The 16,564-nt window shown below is 62.1% G+C and carries 15 protein-coding genes and 1 riboswitch; of the genes, 3 read left to right on the plus strand and 12 right to left on the minus strand.

Going from position 1 to position 16,564, the window contains the following annotated elements:
• Window positions 1-35 precede the first annotated feature (35 nt).
• A complete protein-coding gene (cycA, locus tag CHC01_RS01855) occupies window positions 36-431 on the plus strand; it encodes a cytochrome c-550 CycA (RefSeq protein ID WP_089261949.1) in 396 nt (131 codons plus the stop codon).
• A 68-nt stretch (window positions 432-499) separates the two neighbouring features.
• On the opposite strand, the gene CHC01_RS01860 is transcribed toward cycA, so the two are convergent.
• The 5 genes from CHC01_RS01860 to CHC01_RS01880 form a co-directional block, all read right to left on the minus strand.
• The gene (locus CHC01_RS01860; RefSeq protein WP_089261951.1) at window positions 500-1,174 is read right to left on the minus strand and encodes a TetR/AcrR family transcriptional regulator; all 675 of its coding nucleotides are present in this window, start codon (window positions 1,172-1,174) and stop codon (window positions 500-502) included.
• Between the two features lie 171 nt (window positions 1,175-1,345).
• Window positions 1,346-1,663: an AzlD family protein gene (locus tag CHC01_RS01865; protein ID WP_089261953.1), complete on the minus strand. Its 318-nt coding sequence runs from the start codon at window positions 1,661-1,663 to the stop codon at window positions 1,346-1,348.
• A complete protein-coding gene (locus CHC01_RS01870) occupies window positions 1,660-2,409 on the minus strand; it encodes an AzlC family ABC transporter permease (RefSeq protein WP_089261955.1) in 750 nt (249 codons plus the stop codon). Before CHC01_RS01870 ends, CHC01_RS01865 begins: the two co-directional genes overlap by 4 nt.
• A gap of 112 nt (window positions 2,410-2,521) precedes the next feature.
• Window positions 2,522-3,646: a ribonucleotide-diphosphate reductase subunit beta gene (locus CHC01_RS01875; protein ID WP_089261957.1), complete on the minus strand. Its 1,125-nt coding sequence runs from the start codon at window positions 3,644-3,646 to the stop codon at window positions 2,522-2,524.
• A gap of 140 nt (window positions 3,647-3,786) precedes the next feature.
• The gene (locus CHC01_RS01880) at window positions 3,787-6,717 is read right to left on the minus strand and encodes a ribonucleoside-diphosphate reductase subunit alpha (RefSeq protein ID WP_089261959.1); all 2,931 of its coding nucleotides are present in this window, start codon (window positions 6,715-6,717) and stop codon (window positions 3,787-3,789) included.
• Between the two features lie 119 nt (window positions 6,718-6,836).
• Window positions 6,837-7,051, minus strand: a riboswitch (cobalamin riboswitch).
• 188 nt (window positions 7,052-7,239) lie between these two features.
• Here CHC01_RS01880 and CHC01_RS01885 point away from each other — a divergent pair.
• Window positions 7,240-7,425: a hypothetical protein gene (locus tag CHC01_RS01885; protein WP_141137021.1), complete on the plus strand. Its 186-nt coding sequence runs from the start codon at window positions 7,240-7,242 to the stop codon at window positions 7,423-7,425.
• 6 nt (window positions 7,426-7,431) lie between these two features.
• Here CHC01_RS01885 and CHC01_RS01890 read toward each other — a convergent pair whose 3' ends face one another.
• Window positions 7,432-8,391, minus strand: coding sequence for a GlxA family transcriptional regulator (locus CHC01_RS01890; protein ID WP_089261963.1), 960 nt, complete (start codon window positions 8,389-8,391; stop codon window positions 7,432-7,434).
• A 172-nt stretch (window positions 8,392-8,563) separates the two neighbouring features.
• Between CHC01_RS01890 and CHC01_RS01895 the strand changes: the two genes are divergently transcribed.
• A complete protein-coding gene (locus tag CHC01_RS01895) occupies window positions 8,564-9,205 on the plus strand; it encodes an HD domain-containing protein (protein ID WP_089261965.1) in 642 nt (213 codons plus the stop codon).
• Here CHC01_RS01895 and CHC01_RS01900 read toward each other — a convergent pair.
• The 6 genes from CHC01_RS01900 to CHC01_RS01925 all read right to left on the minus strand — a co-directional run bounded on the left by CHC01_RS01900 (window position 9,177) and on the right by CHC01_RS01925 (window position 16,449).
• Entirely contained in the window at window positions 9,177-10,373 is a 1,197-nt protein-coding gene (locus CHC01_RS01900) for a glycosyltransferase family 87 protein (RefSeq protein ID WP_176454469.1), read from the minus strand. The two genes, CHC01_RS01895 and CHC01_RS01900, sit on opposite strands and share 29 nt — an antisense overlap.
• A 165-nt stretch (window positions 10,374-10,538) precedes the next feature.
• Window positions 10,539-12,455, minus strand: coding sequence for an ATP-dependent zinc metalloprotease FtsH (ftsH, locus tag CHC01_RS01905; RefSeq protein ID WP_089261969.1), 1,917 nt, complete (start codon window positions 12,453-12,455; stop codon window positions 10,539-10,541).
• Window positions 12,456-12,688: 233 nt separating this feature from the next.
• Window positions 12,689-13,720, minus strand: coding sequence for a tRNA lysidine(34) synthetase TilS (gene tilS, locus CHC01_RS01910; protein ID WP_089261971.1), 1,032 nt, complete (start codon window positions 13,718-13,720; stop codon window positions 12,689-12,691).
• Window positions 13,721-13,767: 47 nt separating this feature from the next.
• Complete coding sequence (ybgF, locus tag CHC01_RS01915; protein WP_089263601.1) at window positions 13,768-14,781, minus strand: tol-pal system protein YbgF; 1,014 nt, start codon at window positions 14,779-14,781, stop codon at window positions 13,768-13,770.
• A 162-nt stretch (window positions 14,782-14,943) separates the two neighbouring features.
• Window positions 14,944-15,438, minus strand: a complete 495-nt coding sequence (gene pal, locus CHC01_RS01920; RefSeq protein ID WP_089261973.1) for a peptidoglycan-associated lipoprotein Pal — start codon at window positions 15,436-15,438, stop codon at window positions 14,944-14,946.
• Between the two features lie 270 nt (window positions 15,439-15,708).
• The gene (locus CHC01_RS01925; RefSeq protein WP_502695609.1) at window positions 15,709-16,449 is read right to left on the minus strand and encodes an N-acyl amino acid synthase FeeM domain-containing protein; all 741 of its coding nucleotides are present in this window, start codon (window positions 16,447-16,449) and stop codon (window positions 15,709-15,711) included.
• Between the last annotated feature and the right edge of the window lie 115 nt (window positions 16,450-16,564).

A 16,564-nucleotide genomic window follows, 5' to 3' on the forward strand; every position in this document is an offset into this window, starting at 1 on the left:
TAAGCTGGAAAGCCAACCAACAAAAAGAGCCATCCATGAAGTCTGTCACTTTCGGCGCCCTGATCGTTCTTGCCGCCTCGACCGCCTCCTCCTTCGCACTTGCACAGGACGTCGCCGCCGGGAAATCCTCCTTTAACAAGTGCCTCGCCTGCCACGCTGTCGGCGACAACGCCAAGAACAAGGTCGGTCCGGAACTCAACGGGTTGAACGGCCGCAAATCTGGAACCGCCGAGGGCTATTCCTACTCGGACGCCAACAAGAATTCCGGCATCACCTGGGATGAAGCGACGTTCAAGGAATACATTAAAGACCCGAAGGCCAAGATCCCGGGCACCAAGATGGCCTTTGCCGGCATCAAGAAGGAATCCGAGGTGAATGACCTCTGGGCCTTCCTCGCGCAGTTCGACAAGGACGGCAAAATCAAGCCGTAAGCGCTGAAGCCTTTTGGTTTGGCGCGTTTTCTTGATGCGAACCGGTGCCCACTGCGCTTGAAAACGCGCTAGGCGCCGGCCGCCATCTTGGTCGGCAACACGGCCTGCACCACAAGCCCGCGGGCGCGGGCATCCATCACGCCGACGGCGCGCAGCGCCAGCAGCGTGACGGTCTGCACCGCGTCGCGCAGCTTGGCCTGATCTTCGAGATTGTCAGGCGCCATCGGCCCGACCAGCGCTTCATGTAACGCGCCGAGCAGTGCAGCGGCTGCCAGCGCCGTATCCTGCGCCGGCAAATGACCGGCGCGAATAGCGGCCGAAATGCGGGATTCGATCTCGCCGGCGATCTCGCGGCGGCTGGCCAGTCGCGACTCCGTCACATCGACCTCGACCGGTTCGGCCAGGATGCCCCACGACAATTTGCGGTGAGAAACGACGTGCACGGCGACCGTGGTCACCGCAGCGGCGAGCGCCGATGACGGACCCGGCGCGGCATCCGCAGCCCGGCGGATCGCGGCGAGTTCGTCGCGCGAGACGTCAGCGATGAGTTCGGAAATCAGGTCGGCCTTAGACGGGAAATACCGATAAACCGTGCCCGCCGCGACATTGGCGCGAACCGCAACCGGCGCAATCTGAACCGCCGCCATGCCACCTTCGGCACAGGTTTCGCGTGCCGCCGCCAGAATGGCGCTGCGCCGCGCCGCAAGCCGCTTCACGACTTGATGGGTCCGTCGGTAAACCATGAGCGTCTCATCCCCGGCACCCCTTGGCCAACCTGACGGCTGTCACAAATAAGGTGCGTAACTTCAAGGTTTTGAGCGAACTTCGAGGTGCTCGCGATAAGAACTGAACACTAGTTCAGACTCGTTGACAAGGTGTTTTGCGCATAGCGGGATTCAACTTTTCGGGTAGATCTAGCCGCCAAAACCGAGCGCCCGGGCGGCCGCGGCTACCGCCATGCCGGTGATGACAGCAATGAAGTCGTTGCGGCGGATGATGGTCACGGCCATCGCAGCCAGAATTGCGAAAACCACCACCGGCCCGCCATTGACGGCCACGGGCAGCGCGGCGGCGACGATGATCGAGCCCGGCAATGCGTCGAGCATCCGGCGAACCCGCGGCGTGACATTGACGTAGCCCATCAGCCAGTAGCCTCCGAGGCGCGAGGCCACTGTGACCGCCGTCATGACAGCAAAAGCGACCATCACATCGCTGCGCAAAAATTCCGTCATGCGGACACGCCCGCCGGATGTTGCGGTTCGGGTTCGTCCATGAGCCCGGCACTGATCGCTCCCGATAGCGCGCCGGCGATGATGAACCACCAGCCCGGCACCAACCAATGCACCGCGAGGGCAACGACGCCCGACACGACCCAAGGGATGGCACGGCGGGGGCCCTTCCATGCGGGCACCAGCATCGCGGCATAGAAGGCCGGCATCACCAGATCGACACCATACTTTCTCGGGTCAGTGAGTTGTTCGGCCAGCAGGAAGCCCGGGATGGCCGAGAACAGCCAGGTGAAATACAGCACGATGCCACCGCCGAGATAGAACGACGCATCGGCCCCGCCATGATCGCGATAGCGCATCGCGGCGAGCCAGCCGCCGTCGGTCACGAGCAGCATCGACGGATAGGCCTGCCATGCGGGCAACGTGCCGAACCACGGGCGCAGTGTCGCGCTCATCAGGAAGAAGCGGATGTTCACCGTAAGCGTCAGCAGCGCCAGCGTCGCGATCGCGCCCGGCGTCAAAACATCAGGCCATGACTGCACCGCAACAAACTGTGACAAGCCGCCATAGACCGTCGCCATCATCACTTCGACTTCGGCAAGCGTGAGGTTCTTCTGCGCACACAGCGCACCGAACGCCATGCCGAAGGCCAGCGTGCCGGGCAGCATCGGTCCGATGGCAATGATGCCAGGCACGATGGCGACCTTCGACCAATAGGCTGGTGCTTTAGGGATGTGGGTGGCGTGCATCGACTGATCCGCGTGATGCCGAAAGGCGAGATCATGCCTGCGGGCATCACGCGATCAGGTCAAGCGATGCGGATTCATATGCGCCATGCAGCGGCGGATATGAGACCAAAGACTACTCCCAATTCAACGCGCCGCCATTCTGGTACTCGATCACCCGGGTCTCGAAGAAGTTCTTCTCCTTCTTCAGATCCATGGCTTCCGACATCCACGGGAACGGATTTTCCGTCTCAACGAACACCGGCGCGAGGCCGATCTGGGCGCAGCGACGGTTGGCAATGAAATGCATATAGGTTTCGCACAGCGCCGCATTCAGTCCAAGGAAGCCGCGCGGCATGGTGTCCCGCCCGTAGGCCGCCTCGAGCTCGGCCGCGGTGCGGATCATGTCGCGGATTTCCTCCTGGAACGCCTTGGTCCAGAGATGCGGATTCTCGATCTTGATCTGGTTGATGACATCGATGCCGAAGTTCAGATGAATCGATTCATCGCGCAGGATGTATTGATATTGTTCGGCGATGCCGACCATCTTGTTGCGGCGGCCGAGCGACAGGATCTGCGCGAAACCCGTGTAGAACCACATGCCCTCGAAGATCACGTAGAACGCCACGAGGTCACGCATGAAGGCCTGATCGGTCTCAGGCGTGCCGGTCTTGAAGTCGGGATCGTCGAGATGCTGGGTGTGCTTGAGCGCCCAGGCGGCCTTCTCGGTGATCGACGGCACCTCGCGATACATGTTGAACAGCTCGCCCTCATCGAGGCCGAGACTCTCGACGATGTACTGGAAGGTGTGCGTATGCACCGCCTCCTCGAACGACTGCCGCAACAAATATTGCCGACATTCCGGATTGGTGAGGTGGCGATAGATCGCCAGCACGATATTGTTGGCGACAAGGCTCTCTGACGCAGCGAAGAAGCCGAGATTGCGCTTGATGGCGCGGCGTTCGTCTTCGGTCAGGCCGTCGCGCGACTTCCACAGCGCGATGTCCGCCTGCATCGAGACTTCGGTCGGCATCCAGTGATTGTTGCAGCCGGCGAGATACTTCTCCCACGCCCACTTGTATTTCAGCGGCAGCAGCTGATTGACGTCGGCGCGGCAGTTAATCATGCGCTTCTCGTCCACCGAGACGCGGCCGCCGGAGCGATCGATGGTGCCGAGGCCGGTGGCGTCGGCCGGAGATTGCGGGATCGGGATGAAGGCGGGGGTTTTGGGAGCGGATGAGGTATCGGACCAGTCGAGCATGGGGTGTTCCTGGAAATAGCTGAGTTTGATCGGTCGTCATTGCGAGCGAAGCGAAGCAATCCAGAAGGCCGCGAGCGCGGAAAGAACTGGATTGCTTCGTCGCTGCGCTCCTCGCAATGACGGCGGAGAGAACGCTGCCCTTACTGGCACGCCTCGCATTCGGGGTTGTCGATCGAGCATGCCATCGCGACATTCAACTCCAGCGCAGTGACGGAGGACTGAACCAGGATCGGCGCACCCGCCGTCTTAGCTGTCGCGACCGTCGCCGAGACTGCGTTGAGCTTGCCATCGGTCCCCTTCAGCGTTGACTTCTCCACATGCGTGGCGCTGCGCGAGCGCAGGTAGTAGGTCGTCTTCAACCCCAGCGTCCAGGCCAGGCGATAGAGCTGATCGAGCTTCTTGCCTGAGGGATTGGCGATGTAGAGGTTGAGCGACTGCGCCTGATCGATCCACTTCTGACGGCGCGAGGCCGCTTCGATCAACCATGCACTGTCGATCTCGAACGAGGTCGCATACAGCGCCTTGAGATCGTCAGGTACACGGTCGATCGATCCGACGCTGCCGTCGAAATATTTCAGGTCCGAGACCATCACCTCGTCCCACAGGCCCCTCTTTTTCAGATCGCGCACAAGGAAGGCATTCACCACTGTGAAATCGCCTGACATGTTCGATTTGACATAGAGGTTCTGATAGGCCGGCTCGATCGACTGCGCGACGCCGCAGATATTGGAGATCGTCGCTGTCGGCGCGATCGCCATCACGTTGGAATTGCGCATGCCGGTGGACTTCACGCGGTCACGCAGGCCGTTCCAGTCGAGCGTGGTCGAGCGATCCATCTGCACACCACCGCGGGCCTCCGCAAGTATCTCGATGGAGTCGATCGGCAGGATGCCGCGGCTCCACAGCGATCCGTCGAAGGACGGATAGCGGCCGCGCTCGGCGGCAAGATCCACCGATGCCGAGATCGAATGGAAGGCAATCGCTTCCATGCTGGTGTCGGCAAACGCCACGGCCGCATCCGACGCCATCGCGATACCCTGCGCCTGCAGTGCATCCTGGAAGCCCATCAGACCCAGACCCACCGGACGATGCTTGAGGTTCGAGCGGCGCGCTTCCGGGATGGTGTAGAAATTGATGTCGATGACATTGTCGAGCATCCGCATCGCCGTGGTCACGGTACGCTTGAGCTGCGCGTGGTCGAGACCATCCTTGCCGATATGATTGAGCAGGTTGACCGAGCCGAGATTGCAGACCGCGACCTCATCATCGGACGTATTCAGCGTGATCTCCGTGCAGAGATTCGATGAATGGATCACGCCAGCATGCTGCTGCGGCGAGCGCAGATTGCAGGGATCCTTGAAGGTGATCCAGGGATGGCCGGTCTCGAACACCATGGTCAGCATGCGGCGCCACAAGTCAGTTGCGCGCACCTTCTTGAACACGCGGATCTCGCCGCGCGCAGCCTTCTCCTCATAGGCCGCATAGCGCTCGGCAAAGGGCTTGCCATAGAGGTCGTGCAGCTCCGGCGTTTCGTCGGGCGAGAACAGCGTCCATTCGCCATCGGCCTCGACGCGCTGCATGAACAGGTCTGGCACCCAGTTGGCGGTGTTCATATCGTGCGTGCGGCGGCGGTCGTCGCCGGTGTTCTTGCGGAGATCGAGGAATTCTTCGATGTCGATGTGCCAGGTCTCGAGATAGGCGCAGACCGCGCCCTTGCGCTTGCCGCCCTGATTGACGGCGATGGCCGTATCGTTGGCGACCTTCAGGAATGGCACCACGCCCTGGCTCTCGCCATTGGTACCCTTGATATGCGCGCCGAGACCGCGCACGCGCGTCCAGTCATTGCCGAGACCGCCGGAATATTTCGCCAGCAGTGCGTTGTCCTTCACCGACTTAAAGATGCCGTCGAGATCGTCGGCCACCGTCGTGAGGAAGCAGGACGACAGCTGCGGCCGCAGCGTGCCGGAATTGAACAGTGTCGGCGTCGAGGCCATGAAGTCGAACGACGACAGCAGGTTGTAGAATTCGATCGCGCGGGCTTCGCGGTCGATCTCGCGCAGCGCGAGGCCCATGGCAACGCGCATGAAGAAGGCCTGCGGCAGTTCGATGCGATTGCCCTGCACATGCAGGAAGTAGCGGTCATAGAGCGTTTGCAGGCCCAGGAACTGGAACTGGAGATCGCCTTCCGGCCTCAGCGCGGCAGCGATTCGCTTGAGATCGAAGCGCGCGAGTTCGGGATCGAGCAGCTCGGCCGCAATGCCGGTCTTGATATAGGCGCCGAAATATTCGGCGTAGCGCGTGGTCATGTCAGCCTGCGACGCGTGGGTCGGGCTGCCATGAACGAAGGACAGGACTTCCGTGCGCAGTTTATCGAGCAGCAGGCGGGCGCTGACAAAGGTGTAGTTCGGCTCCTGCTCCACCAGCGTGCGCGCGGCCATGATGCCAGCCAGTGCCAGTTCATCCAGCGTGATGCCGTCATAGAGATTGCGGCGGGTTTCCTCGAGCACCGGGGCGGCATCGACGCCATCAAGGCCGGCGCAGGCCTCGTTGACGATCAGCGCGAGACGCGCCGAATCGAGCGGGGCGCGCGTGCCGTTGGCGAGCGTGACGTGCAGCACCGGTGCGGTGGAAACCAGCGCGGGCTTGGCGGCCAGTTCCTCGGCGCGGGTGCGAGCGCGCTCCTCGCGGTACAGCACATAGGCGCGGGCCACCTTGTGGTGCTCGCTGCGCATCAGCGCCAGTTCGACCTGATCCTGGACGTCCTCGATATGGAAGGTCCGGCCTTCACCGACGCGGCGCGTCAATGCAGCCACGACTTCGCCGGTCAGTTGTTCCACCGCCTCATGGACGCGGCGCGACGCCGCTGCCGTGTGGCCCTCGACGGCCAGAAAGGCTTTGGTCATCGCGACGGAAATCTTGCTGCCGTCGAAGGACGACACCGTGCCGTTGCGCCGGATGATCTGCATCGAGGGTTCGCGCGCAGGCGCAGCGAGCGTTTCCGGCGACAGTTGAATCAGCGGCGCATGAGCCGCATCGCGTCCGTTGGACAAAACAGAAGATGAAGTAGGCATCGGCAAGACCCCGTGTGATGCATCAAGCAATGGGGGCTGGGGCCGAAAGGACGCTGCAAAATACACGGCGGAGATCCGCCGGCATTGCCTGCAAGCGACCGCTGGGACACCCCGCCCATGGACGTTCTGGTGTCGCGGCAGGTCTCCTGGCTCGCAGGTCAATGTCTGTTTCAGCCTTCCCGATGCTTGCGCATCAGTGACTTCAATCGAAACAGACTCACTGCTTACAGTTGCGGGGGCAGCGCCGGAATATGACGCAAAACAGCGTCTTTACCGGCTTCCCTCTTAGCCACCAAGTCTTGCGACAGGGCGGACCGTGACGTCTACATTTGGTGTGACCCGCGGCGAAGTGTCAAGCGGGCATTGAGCCGAACGCAACAAATTCGGTAGGGCTGTTGGTTCAGTGGACAACCGCTTGCGTGGCGGAAACCGCGGGATCGTTGGCGGTTTCTGCACGATGCGATTCGTTGTCCGAAAGGACCGTGAGGCGCAGAAGAGCCACATCAATCGATGGAGGATGCCATGCGGAACCTGGCAACGAGCACTGAGAGAACCGAGTTCAACGCTTTCGTGGAGCACGCAGGCGCGCTCACGGCGTTCGAGACGACGGAGCAGATCGCCCGGCGCCGACTCGACGAGATGCTGAACGAAGCGCTGATGGACAGCTTTCCTGCGAGCGATCCGGTTTCTTCACTGCAACTCGCCTGAGCAGAATCAGACCGCGCGAAAGCTGGCCCGATACTGGCTGGGCGTCAGACCCAGCCGTCGCACGAAGACCTGACGCATATGTTCGGCGGTGGTGAAACCGGATTCATAAGCCACCACCTTGAGCGGCAGATCGCTGCCTTCGAGACGGTTACGCGCCGTGTCGATCCGGGCGCCCTCGACAAAATCTGCCGGCGTCATCTTTGTTTCCTGCTTGAATGTCCGCGCAAAGGTGCGGGCGCTCATGCCCGCCACATCGGCCAGTTCATCCACGCTGTGCGCGTCACGCAGATGGGCCATCACATGAGCATGGACTCGCGCAATCGGTGAATCCGGCTCGGCCGGCGGTACCAGATAGGGACTGAATTGCGACTGGCCACCCTGGCGCTGCGCCACCACAACCAGACGCTTGGCTACGGCCAGCGCAACATCCGCGCCATGATCTTCCTGGACCAGTGCGAGACCGAGATCGATCCCTGCGGTGACGCCGGCCGACGTCACCAGCGCGCCATCGCGGCTATAGATGCGATCGAACTCCACATGCGCTTTGGGGAAACGCAACGCCAATAGCGGCGCATTCTGCCAGTGCGTCGTCACCGTCTTGTCGTCGAGCAAGCCTGCATGGCCGAGCGCGAATGCCCCGGTGCACACCGAACCATAACGCCCCGCCTGGAGCGCCGCATTGGCAAGCCACTCTGTGAGCTGCGGATCCGCCTCCGCCGTCGGCAGCCCTGGCCCGCCGGCCACCAGCACCAGATCCCAGGGCTTGTTCGCATCACTGAACGCCAGATCGGCGGATATCCGCAAACCGTTCGATGCACGCAGCGGCGCGCAGTCTGCAGCGACAAGTGTAATGTCGTAGCCGTCGCCCGGTGCAACGAAGCCATTGGCCTCCATGAACACATCAAGCGGACCGGCTACGTCCAGCGACTGGACGCCCGGAAAGATCGCAAGAGCAACGGTCTTCATGGTGATGCTTCATTCCGACGGCGAGGACAGGCCCAAGTCATTCTGAATAGATAGTCGTCTTGCGGCGGGAAATCACGGGCGAATGGCAGCTTTGCAGGGCGCGGCGCGATTGCGAGGACACCGCCCGCCGGCGACAACGGATGCATCACAACACCCCCGCAAGGAGCATCTCATGAGCAAGACCATTGCCGGCATCAAAGTCCCTGACAGCGCCCTCGCTCGCCAGGTCGATCAGCTGGTGCGCGACACCGAAAGCGATCTTCTGTATCATCATTCCAATCGGGTTTTCCTGTTCGGCGCGCTCGCCGGACAGCGCAAGGGTCTCAAAGTCGATTCCGAGTTACTTTATGTCGGCGCGATGTTTCACGACATGGGCTTACAGGCGCCCTATGCGAGCAAGGATGAACGTTTCGAAGTCGATGGCGCGAATGCTGCGGCGGACTTTCTGCGCAGCCACAGGATCGATGAGCGCGACATCGACGATGTCTGGGACGCCATCGCGCTTCACACGACACCGGGCATTCCCAAGCACAAGCGGCCCGTGGTGGCGCTCGTCACGGCTGGTGTCGAGATGGATGTGCTGGGTCTTGAGTACGACGCCTTCACGGCACATCAGCGCCACGAAGTGTGTGCCTGCCATCCGCGCGACCATGACTTCAAGAACGGGATCATCGATGCGTTCGCTGCAGGGACGATCCACAAGCCGGAGACCACCTTCGGCAACGTCAAGGCTGACGTGCTCGACCTCCGCGACCCCACCTACAAACGCGGGAATTTCTGCAGCATCATCCTGAACTCGGCGTGGAGCGAATAGACTCCCGCACGCGCATGGCGATCAACGCTGCCACCAGCAGCGTTGCGCCAAAGCCCGTGGGAGCGCCGAGAAATGGATAGGCGATCAGCAGCGCAGCAGCGAGACCGAGCACCGGCAGTTCGTGACGGCGAAAGCCTTCCGCGAGACCGATACGGGCGATGAAGCCGATGGCAATCGCAAGCACCATCACGTCGTACAGGAAAAGGTAGGGCGTCGTGAGCAAGGCGCCGACTGCCAGCGCAGCGGCTTTCAGTTCATAGCGCACGCTGCTGCGCCACAACGGCACCAGCACCGCTACGACGGCACCAATCATGATCCACTGGAACGTCCAGGCCAGCGGCTCGCTGCCGTCGAAATAGCGCACCAGTGCGAAGATGCTCTGCATCTTGCCCCATGGCGCGCGGCCTTCGGTAAGGAAGGCCTGCGAGAACATCGGCATCCAGTGGATAAAGGCCTGCCAGCTCTCGGTGCCGAAAGCGAGCCACGACACCGCGGCCAGCAGCACTGTTGTGATACCTGCGCTGACAAACGCCTTCCATTGTGACGCCGCGATCAGCATCAGCGGAAACAGAAATCCGTACTGCGGCTTGTAGCTGAGCAGGCCCAGACAGATCCCCGACAGGATCGGCCGGGTCGGCAGCAGCACCAGCATCCCGCCGATCAGCGCCGCGGTCAGAAATCCATTCTGCCCGACAAGGCCGTTGGTCATCACCACCGGAAAAGCCGCAGCCAGTAAAAGGCCGAAGGGACGACCGACGATCGCACGCATCGCCGCCAGATACGGCACGAAGCTGACCGCAGCCCAGCCGGCAAAAGCTACAGCATAAGGCAGCTTTGCGAGCAGTGCCGCGATGAACAGGAACGGCGGCGGATAATGCCAGGCGAAATTGCCGGGATAGCTCTGACCGAGAACCGCAATCTGGACCTTTTTCTGGATGTCCCAGTCATAAGCCCAAGCCGGATGACCATCGAGCACCAATCGCCCGGCAGACCACACATTGACGAAATCGGTGGGCGAGCCGAGGCCGTCTTCATAGATCCAGCCGCGACCGTAGAAGGTCGGGAAGAAGGCGAGATGCAGCATCGTCAGGATCGTGCAGACGATCAGCAGCGCCGGCGGAACAGGGCCACGCTCGGGTGTCGAAGTCATCGTGAGCGGCGCTGGCATAGGGTCCCCAATGCGCATCAAGGGCGCCGGGCGACAGTGCCGATGGAAGTTTGAGGAAGGTTTAAGTGGGACGTGGTCCCCGCGTCGGGCCTCGCTCCATTCGAGCTACAGATAACAAAAAACGCGGCCTTTCGGCCGCGTTTTGCATGTTTACGTGTGTCGACTTTACGCCTGCGGCTGCGGCTCCAGGCCACCGTCCGGACGCGGGCGCGGCTTGCCAGCGGGAGGCACAGCCGAGGTACGCGGGCCCGACGGCTCCAGCACCGACTCGCGGTTCGGCTTCTTGCCGTTCAGCAAATCCGTGATCTCGTCGCCCGAGAGGGTTTCGAATTCCAGCAAGCCCTTGGCCAGCGTTTCGAGGTCATCGCGCTTCTCGGTGAGGATCTTGGTCGCTTCGTCATAGCCTTCAGCGACCAGACGCTTCACTTCGGAGTCGATCTTCTGCGCTGTGGATTCCGAGACCGCCTGGGTGCGGTTCATCTGCATGCCGAGGAAGACCTCGTCGTTGTTCTCGCCATACGACACCGTACCGAGTTCTTCCGACAGGCCCCAGCGCGTCACCATCATGCGAGCCAGCCGCGTGGCCTGCTCGATATCGGAGGACGCACCCGAGGTGACCTTGTTGCGGCCGAAGATCAATTCTTCAGCAACGCGGCCACCCATCATGATGGCGAGGCGCGAGGTCATCTGCTCCAGGGACATCGACATCTTGTCCCGTTCCGGCAGCTGCATGACCATGCCGAGCGCACGGCCGCGCGGAATGATAGTCGCCTTGTGGATCGGGTCGGTGGCGATGACGTTGAGGCCGACGATGGCGTGACCGCCTTCGTGATAGGCCGTCAGCATCTTCTCTTCCTCGGACATCACCAGCGACTTGCGCTCGGCGCCCATCATCACCTTATCCTTGGCCTCTTCGAACTCGCTCTGCGTCACCATGCGCTTGTTACGGCGCGCGGCAGTCAGTGCGGCCTCGTTGACGAGGTTCATCAGGTCCGCGCCGGAGAAACCGGGCGTGCCGCGTGCGATCGTCTTGAGATTGATATCCGGCGCCAGCGGCACCTTGCGGACATGGACCTTGAGGATCTGCTCGCGACCGACAACGTCCGGATTTGGCACCACGACCTGACGGTCGAAACGGCCGGGACGCAGCAGCGCGGGATCCAGCACGTCCGGACGGTTGGTGGCGGCGATCAGGATCACGCCTTCATTGGCCTCGAAGCCGTCCATCTCGACCAGCAACTGATTGAGGGTCTGTTCGCGCTCGTCATTGCCGCCGCCGAGACCGGCGCCACGATGACGACCGACGGCGTCGATTTCGTCGATGAAGATGATGCAGGGCGCATTCTTCTTGGCCTGCTCGAACATGTCACGCACACGGGATGCGCCGACGCCGACGAACATTTCGACGAAGTCCGAACCCGAAATGGTGAAGAACGGCACATTGGCTTCGCCCGCGACCGCACGCGCGATCAGCGTCTTACCGGTGCCGGGAGGGCCAACCAGCAGCACGCCGCGCGGGATACGTCCGCCGAGGCGCTGATACTTGCCGGGGTCGCGCAGGAATTCGACGATTTCCTGCAGATCCTGCTTGGCCTCGTCGACGCCGGCGACGTCCTCGAAGGTGACGCGGCCATGCGCTTCCGTCAGCATCTTGGCGCGCGACTTGCCGAAGCCCATCGCCTTGCCGGCGCCGCCCTGCATCTGGCGCGACAGGAAGATCCACACGCCGATCAGCGCGATGAACGGCAGCCATGAGACGAGCAGCGACACGAACCACGGCACGTTGTCGCCCGGAGCCTTCGCGGTGATCGAGACCTTGGCGTCATACAGACGCTTGATCAGGGTCGGGTCGCTCGGGGCATAGGTCTGGAAGCTGGAGCCGTTGGTGAAGGTGCCGTGAATTTCAGGCCCCTGGATTACGACATCGCGGACGTGATTTTGATCAACTTCGGTGAGGAGCTGCGAGAACGAAATGTCCTGCGAGGCGGTGCGCTGACCAGGATTCTGGAAAAGCGTGAACAGCGCCAGCAGCAACAAAACGATAATGACCCAGAGGGCAAAATTGCGCAGGTTCGCGTTCATCGATCTTCCTTCGTCGCCGCGCGAAATCGCGGCCTTATTCCCTTGTGGGTCGCCACAAGGGTTCACCCTGGGTCGGTCGGATACAATCTAGGTGCGACCGAGGGCGCTGCCAAGGGAACTGGGATGGACTATTTAACGCATCTACGCGCATTTCCGGTTCAAATAATGGCAGTGCTGACAGGGTTTTCCCACGGTGGTTAAGGTACTGTGGGGCCACAGGTAGGTCTTTGCACTCAATCGGCGCGGCGACGCCTGGGCGGCGCCGGAACGATTCTCAGGCGGTCCTGCGTCAGCGTGATCATGGCACCGGCGAGCGTCTGCTTCAGCAGAGTACCTTTCCCGCCCGATCGCGTGGCCTGAACCATGGCGAATACAAGCATTTCGACCTTGCCGAGCTCGGCCGGCCCTTCGTGCCCGACCTGATCGATCATCCGCAGCAACAACCGAACGCGAATTTCCTCAGCCAGCCCCGCAAATGCTCCCGCATCGATGGCTTCGGGCACCCTGCCCGGGCTGTGCAGCGCCAGAAACCGCTCTGCCCCGTCGACCATCAGTTCCAGCGCAGCATCGGCACGCCGGAGCCGCGTCGCCAGCCGGGCGAGGTTGCGCGAATCGAAGCCCTCGGACGCCAGCGCCGGCATCAGCGCCCGCAGCCGCGGGCGGGTGTAGCTTGGGTCGGAATTACTGGGATCGGTCGCGAAGTCGATTTTCGCTTTGGTCAGCGTAGTAACAAGCTGCGCCTTCGCGATGTGCAAAAAGGGACGCGCGAGCTGGATGCCGTCACGCTCGGTCAGCCGCGCCATGCCCGCGAGGCCGGCAATGCCGCTGCCGCGCGCCATCCGCATGAGGAGGGTCTCAGCCTGATCGTCGCGGGTATGGGCAGTCAGTACATGGAATGCTCCGACGCTGCGCGCGGCCTTGGCCAGCAGCAGATAGCGCGCCTCGCGGGCCGCGGCAGGCAGTCCGGTTTTCGGCTTGGCACCAGTCCAACGGAGAGTGCGGTGAGGAATATCGAGAGATGCCGCGAGCCGTTTCACGTCGCGGGCCTCGCGGGCCGCTTCAGGTCGTAAGCCATGGTCGATGGTCACCGCAATAAGGTCGGGGCCGCGTTTGAGCGCACGCCGCCAACGCGCGGCGAGCCACATCAGGGCGACGGAATCAGGACCGCCGGACACGGCAAGGACCAATGCTGGCGCGGACGCCCAGTCAGCGAATAGCTGTTTCGCCATCTGGGCCGAAATCGGCGACTGGTCGTCGTCGGACATGCGCGTCAGAACCGGTTGCGACCCGGCTCATTGTCCGGGTCGATCACCTAGCACTTAACGCGTTTTTGCTCGCGGTCCACGCCCTGTTTCACGCCGGCCGAGGCACGGGGATATTTCCGTGTCACTTCACCGAAGGCGGCACAGGCCGCTTCCTTTTCCTTCAGCGCGGCCAGCGACTGGCCGAGCCGCAGCAACGCATCGGGCGCCTTGGCGGAAGTGTCGTATTTCGTGGTCACGCCCAGGAATATCTCGGCGGCATCGCGATATTTCTGACGCTGGAAGAAGCTCTCGCCGAGCCAATACTGCGAATCCGCAATCATTGGATCGCCGGGATATTTCTGGGCGAAGTTGCGCATGGTCTCTTCGGCCAGCGCGTAATCACGACGCTGCATATAGCCGATGCCGAGATCGAACTCGTCCTTCGGGGTCGCGCCCGGCGGTAAGGTCGTCAGTGCTGGTGCTGCTCCGCTCGGGGCGGCATTGCCCAGCGGGAGCGGCTCGCCGGCCCCACGACCGCCCTGTGCACCGACCGGTGCGTTTGCGGGCATCGGCTGCTGCCCGCCACCCAGCGCGCGCGGCACGCCCGGCGCATTGGGGTTTGCATTGGGATCGAACGCATCGTTGCGACGGCCAGCGCGAGGAGCCGGCGCGGGATCCTGAGCAATTGGTGCGGGTGCCGCGATCTGCGGCTGTTGCTGGTTGTAGCCCGGCTGCTGCACCGGAGCCTGCTGCATCGGCGGCTGCTGGACCGGCGCGGCAGCGACATTGGGACGGCCTCCTGCGCCCGCTGGGGCGCCGCCCGCCTGCAACTGCCTGAGCTGATCCTCAAGCTGCCGATTGCGGAACTGCAGCTCCTCGTTCTGGCCGGTGAGCTGCCGCAGCTGGTTCTGCAACCGCTCGATCTGCAAGCCCTGATCGGCATCGTCGTCGCCCGACTGCTGGCCGTAGCCCTGCTGACGGGGAGCCGGTTGACCGAACAACTGCGCCCAAACCGGCGAAGCCGTGACGAGCAGCATGGAGACGAGTGCAGCGCCGGCGAGCGAATGAGATCTGGATGACATTTGAGCCTGAAAATGACCGGTTTCGCGCCCCATCGGCGCGCATCACGATGAGGATTTCACTACGCCAAAAATGTGACTTTCGACAGCGACAAAGGCGCCCGTTGAAAACAAAAACGGCGCCTGCCCGGGGCAGACGCCGTTCTGTTTGATACCAGACGTCGCTTACGCGCCGGCGTTCAGCACGGTGACCGCACGGCGGTTCTGCGACCAGCACGAGATGTCGTTACACACCGCGACCGGGCGTTCCTTGCCGTAGGAGATGGTGCGCATCCGGCTGGCATCGATCCCGCGCGAGGCCAGGAAGGTGCGAACCGACTGGGCACGGCGGGCGCCGAGCGCAATGTTGTATTCGCGGGTGCCGCGCTCGTCCGCATGACCTTCGATGGTGAAGGAGTAGCGGCTGTACTGCTGCAGCCACTGCGCCTGCTTGTCCAGGGTCGCGATCGCCTGCGGCGACAGTTCGGTCTGATCGCTCTCGAAGAACACGCGATCGCCGACATTGACGACGAAGTCCTGCTGGCTGCCCGGCGTGGCGGCATTGGCCATCGCGCCATCGGCACCCAAACCATTCTTGTTGGCGCAGGCGCCCATCGACAGCGCCACGGCCAGCACTGCAGCCAGTTTTAATCCCTGGAGGATACGCATCTGATGCTTCATTCCCGGAGCCTCCACGCTCACGCTTTACCCAACTGTCATTCGGTCTACAGGGCGTTGGTTAAGCGAACGTTCCGTCAACCTTGATGAGGTGTTGCCAAAACCGATCAAAAGCCACAGGCCGCGAAAAAGCAACGACGTGGTTAATGGTTGGCAAATGTGGCGCGACGGTGAAGGTTCTGAGAAAGCAGCTGGTTTTAGGCAGAATCCCGCTGCAGGGACTGCTGAGAAAGTCAGCAATGACCGACGACGGGACTGTCGCCCCCTTCACCCTCAGGTGCGGGGCAACACCGCGGCCTGGGCGATATGGAACTCGGATGAATGGAGATCCGGCGCCAGGGGCTCGCTCCTGCGCTCGAACAGAGCCCGCTGCTCGAACAGACTCGAGCGGAAATGTGGGTAGCGCATAAAAATGCGTTCGCGCACCGCGGCGTAGTCGGCCGCCATCAGGCATAGCGGCTTGGTCAGCGTTGGATAGGGCCGCGGCTCGCACATCGGCGTCTGCAGGAAAACCTTGCGATAGAACGCGCGATGCTCGGCGCGCACCGTCGCCGTCCCGATATCGGCTTTGAAATAGCCGCAGGCGACATAGCCCAGCCGAACCGTCATGTAGGGCAGTTCAGGAAACTTGGTGCGGTTGTTCGGGTCGGCCACGAAGCGGTTCGGGTCGACGATGATCTTCCCTTTGTCCAGCTCGGGACGCAACAGGTCTCCGAATGCATCGACGGCAGGCGTTTCCGGATTGTCCGGCGTCGCTACGCTGACGCGCAGCGAACTGGCGAGCTCGCCATCAACGAATATCCCGAAAGTCCATGAATTCGGCAAATCATCAAAACGGTCGGCGAGACGGCGATCCGCCCGAGGCTCGATGGCCCCCTCATGGAGATAGGCTCTATAGCGCAGGCTATAGATCGCCTCTTTCTCCGCTTCGGTTTCGGCAAGACGGTAGTCAACCCGGTCGAGAATATCGCTGCGCTTCGAAGCTTCAGTCGCTTGATCGGCCGAAGCCATCATTCCGTCTCCTACGCACCAACGCCATGACTACGCGAGTAAGGAAAGGTTAAAGCTTTCTTAAAAGTTGTCAAAGGTTCTGCCACAATGTGGTTAACCCTTTTGGCCTATTCGGCGT

The sequence above is a fragment of the Tardiphaga sp. OK246 genome (assembly GCF_900188215.1).
GTDB classification, from domain to species: Bacteria; Pseudomonadota; Alphaproteobacteria; order Rhizobiales; family Xanthobacteraceae; genus Tardiphaga; species Tardiphaga robiniae.